Annotated in this window: 4 protein-coding genes; all 4 read left to right on the top strand. The window is 63.9% G+C overall.

Going from position 1 to position 4,257, the window contains the following annotated elements; translation table 11 throughout:
- On the top strand, positions 1-1,229 hold a 1,229-nt coding region (locus tag P9M14_09645), incomplete at its 5' end, for a DUF2586 family protein (protein MDP8256001.1).
- Between the two features lie 22 nt (positions 1,230-1,251).
- The gene (locus P9M14_09640; protein ID MDP8256000.1) at positions 1,252-1,695 is read left to right on the top strand and encodes a hypothetical protein; all 444 of its coding nucleotides are present in this window, start codon (positions 1,252-1,254) and stop codon (positions 1,693-1,695) included.
- A 23-nt stretch (positions 1,696-1,718) separates the two neighbouring features.
- Positions 1,719-2,111: a hypothetical protein gene (locus tag P9M14_09635; protein ID MDP8255999.1), complete on the top strand. Its 393-nt coding sequence runs from the start codon at positions 1,719-1,721 to the stop codon at positions 2,109-2,111.
- 178 nt (positions 2,112-2,289) lie between these two features.
- Positions 2,290-4,257 (top strand): phage tail tape measure protein (locus P9M14_09630; protein ID MDP8255998.1); only part of this gene is annotated, 1,968 nt, incomplete at its 3' end.

Genomic DNA, 4,257 nt, shown 5'->3' with positions numbered 1-4,257 from the left:
GGGCCGAGCGCATCGTGGCCGTGGTCTCCCCGGGCTCCGTAGCCGGGGTCAACGGCACGGTCACTGCCGGCAGCGGCAACTCCGGCGATGCTGTTTTTGCGGCCGCGGGCACGCCCAAGAGCAAGTACGAGATCCTCGTCGAGATCATCTCCGGCGGCGCCTTCGGCACAGCCACTTTTCGCTGGTCGCGGGACGGCGGAATCAACTGGTCCCCGACGACAACCACGCCCGCAGCCTCGGGCACCGGCTACAGCCTGGGCGATACCGGCGTGTCGGTCTCCTGGACCGATGCCGAGCCGGACGCGAGCAGCTTTGCGGCCGGAGACACCTGGCAGTTTACTGCTACCGCCCCCGAGAGCTCGGTCAGCGAGATCAACACCGCCATCGACTACGGCATGGCGCGCCAGAGCGTCGAGCTGATCCTGGTGGCGCAGCCCGTGGCCTCGGGTTCGTGGGCCGCGCTGAATACCAAGGGCGTGGCGCTGGCCGCTGCGCACAAGCCGGTGGCGATCATCTGCGACGCCCCGTGGCCCACCGCCGAGCAGACCGTGGACCAATGGGTCACGGCCCTGCCCACGGCGCTCGGCAGCTTCACCACCGAGTGCGTCTCGATCATGGCCGGCGGCGCAAAAATCACCGATGAGCGCGGCTACGAGATCGAGCGCGGAGGCTCGGGAATCTACGCCGGACGCCTGGCGCACGACCCGGTGATGCGCTCGCCCGGGCGGGTTCTGACCGGCGCGCTGGCTCCGATCAGCGGGCTCAACAAATTGATGCCCAGCGGGGTTGAGGAGGCGCAGCTTCAAGCCCTGGCCGAGGCGGGGTTCACCGTGTTCCGCACCTACGAGGGGCTCAGCGGCTACTACGTCAACAACGGCGCGGTGCACTGCGAGAGCGGCAGCCCCTATATCAACATCGAGCGCGTGCGCAGCATGCACAAGCTGATGCGCACGGCGCGCGCCGCCGCGCTGCTCAAGCTGCACGACGAGTGGTACGAGGACGGATCCGACGCCTCGCTCAAGGATTTGGAGAGCGCGGTCGAGTCCGAGATCAAGACACGGATGATGAAGGGGCGCGACCGCGAGCTAAGCGCCTTTGACGTGGTAATCCCCACCGGGCAGGACGTGCTGGGCACCGAGGAGATCTACGCCGAGGTGCAGGCCGTGCCGGTGGGCGCGACCAAGACGATCAAACTCTACTTCAGCCTCTGGAAACAGCTGCCGCAATAGTAGCGGCAGCAAGGAGGGCAGAGTGCCAATCAACGGCAAGTCATACGATTGGGAAGATATCACCATCCTGCTGCCCAACGGCCCGCAGCTCGAGGTGACCGATATCGAGTACGGCGACGAGATGCAATCAGAGGGCCGCTACGGCAAGGGCTCGGCCCCGCGCGGCTACGGCACGGGAAAATGGAGCGGCGAGGGCAAACTGACGATCAACCGCGAGGGCTACGACGCGCTGATGGGCTATTGCCTGGCCAAGGGCAAGGCCTACTACAAGCTGCCCAAATTCAATATCACTGTTTCCTACGCCAACGACGACAGCGGCCTGCATGTGGACAAGCTCCAGGGCTGCAAGCTCAACAAGCGCAGCTTCAAGGCCGCGTCCGGCGACACCAGCACCACCGTTGAGGTGCCTTTCAACATTTTCGACGATCTCATTTCCGACGGCGTCAGCGCACACGGCAACGTCTAAATCAGACCCCAGGAGGACCGATAATGGCTCAGGACGCGACCAAAGACCCCCGCCCGCAGGATGACACCGACAGCGCCAAATCCGGCCCCAGCGCCGAACAGATCGCCGCCTGGAAGCAGCAACATGGCGCTGTGAGCTCGATGCGCGCGGAGTTCGTGGACGATGACGGCTGCGAGATCGGCCTCGAGATCTACGTGCGCAAACCCCTGCGCATGCACTACGACCGCCTGCTCAAGGACATCAGTCAGAAGCCGGGCAAGGCGATGGTCAACTTCATCCTCTCGGTTCTGCTCTGGCCCTCGTCGGAACGCTTCCGCCAGCTCTGTGAAAAATACCCCGGGATCTCGGCGAGCTTGGGGGCAGAGATGTCCGAGGGCATGGGGTTCCAGGCGGACGTTATCCGAAAAAAACTATAGCGGTCGGAGAGGACCCGTTTCTTTCCGGCCTGTTGCTCGTCCGGCTCTACCTGCGGGAGGAACCCGCGGATGATATCGACGCATTCCAAGATCAGATTTCCCGGGCCCTGTGGGTCGAGGAACGGCTGATGACTCTGTTCGCGGCGGGCATCGGCAAGGCTTTCGGCGGAGGCGATTGATGGGCTCGATTTTCAAGATCGGCTTCATGATCAGCCTGATGGACAAGCTCTCCGGGCCGATGGCCAACATCAAGGCCAAGCTCAGCGCGTTCGAGCGCTTCAACCACTGGGCCGCGCAGAAATTCGGGTCGGCGTGGACGCGGGCAACCGCCTTCGCCGGGTCCGCGCTGACCACGTTCAAGACTCGCCTCACTTTGCTGCGAACGGAGATGGGCCGTCTCTGGGGAGCCAGCAAAAGGCTGATGCTTTGGGCCGGGCTGCTAGCCGTCCCGGTGGTGCTGGTGGGGAAGGGGTTTATCAGCTTCGAGGACGCTGCCGCGAAGTTTCGATCAACCGGCGTTTCGGTGATGGGCGACATGGACCGCTCGATGGAGATGGTCCAGCGTCGCGCCATTGCCTTCTCGAACAACAACCGCCAATCCGCGACCGATTACCTCTCCGCGGCCTATACAATGGTCGCCGCGACCCAGGACGAGACCGCGGCCGTAGCGGGCACTGATTGGGCCCTGCGCATGGCCACGGCGACCTTCGCGGACGCCGAGACGGCGAGCGATCTGCTGGCCACCGCCTGGCTGAACATGGGCGACAAGACCAAGCCGCCGCGCGAGGAGTTCGCCCGCTTGGCGGACGAGATAACCAAGACCCAGCAGACCTTTAAATTTACCGATTTGGGGGCCGTGGCCGAAGGGTTCAAGGGCGTCGCCGGTGCCGCCGTCTCGCAAAACATGAGCATCACCCAGGTGCTCGCTACCCTTGGGCAGCTCAACGACGTATTGGGCGGGGCCGAGGCGGGCACGGCGCTCAAGGCCGCGCTGCTGAGAATCGCGCCCGCGGCCAAAGCCCTGGGGTTTGAGGTCGAACGCACGGCCTCGGGCGGGCTGGATTTCATCGCGACCCTGCAAAACATGCACAAGAAGCTGGGCGATACCACCAAGTGGACCGACGCAACGCGCGAATCGCTGGTCAAGGCGTTTGGTGAAGAGGGATACAACGCGATCGTCGGCCTGCTGCCCAAACTGGAAGGGCTGGCCGATAAGTTTGGGGATGTGACCGACGCGGCGGGCGTGACAAAGGGCACTGTGGAGGACCTGAACGAGACCCTGGGAGCCAAGATCGACGTCCTGAAAAACCGGCTTACCAATTTGGGCAATATGCTGTTCGGCGGAGAAAATGAGGGTGTCGGTTCGGCCATCGACGACATCAGCGGGTTCGTGCTCGCCCTGCAAAAGCTACAGGAAGCCGACCCCGAGTCGTTCGCTAGGTACACCAACGTCTTTCTCGGTCTGATTGCCTCCCTGGCCGGTCTGGCCGTGCTCAGCGGGCTGATCATGGTGCTGCTGCCCGTTGCTTCCGCCCTGGCGCTGATCGGCGGATTTATAGGCGCGGTCGGCGTTGCTATTGCCGCACTAGTCGGGCTCTGGATTGCCGTCGTTTATTACTCGAAAAAGGCCGCCGGGAGCTGGGAGCAGTTTTGGCAAGGCCTCAAAGAGATGTTCGATCCCCGGGCCATGCTGCAACAGACCTGGGATTTCTACGTTGTTGTGCCCTTCAACCAGACAAAAAAGGATTTTGAGGCCCTGATCCTCTGGTTTCGCGGCTCGGGCAAGCGCCTCTGGCAGAAGTTCAAAGAGGGCCTTACCGAGGGTTGGGGCGACGTAAAGACCTACTTCAGCGACAAGCTGACCTGGATTAGCGGCCTTTTCCCGCACTCCGAGCCCAAGTGGGGACCGTTGCGCGGTCTGATGCGTGCGGGCGAGACCACGATGAAGATGTACGCCGAGGGGATCCGGCGTGGCGCGGCCGACCTGGCGCGCACCACGGCCGGGGCTTTGGCCCTTTCCGCTCCGCGTCCGGCGCTCGCGGCTGCCGGCGGCGGCCGCCAGGTGACGATCAGCGTTGGCGACATCGTGATCCACGATCGCAGTGGCGACTCGCGCGACACTGCCCAGCGCGTAACGCGGGCCGTG

The sequence above is a fragment of the Candidatus Alcyoniella australis genome, from assembly GCA_030765605.1.
Lineage (GTDB): Bacteria > Lernaellota > Lernaellaia > JAVCCG01 > Alcyoniellaceae > Alcyoniella > Alcyoniella australis.
Note: the sequence above shows the minus strand (reverse complement) of the source record. Positions and strands in the feature narration are given on the sequence as shown.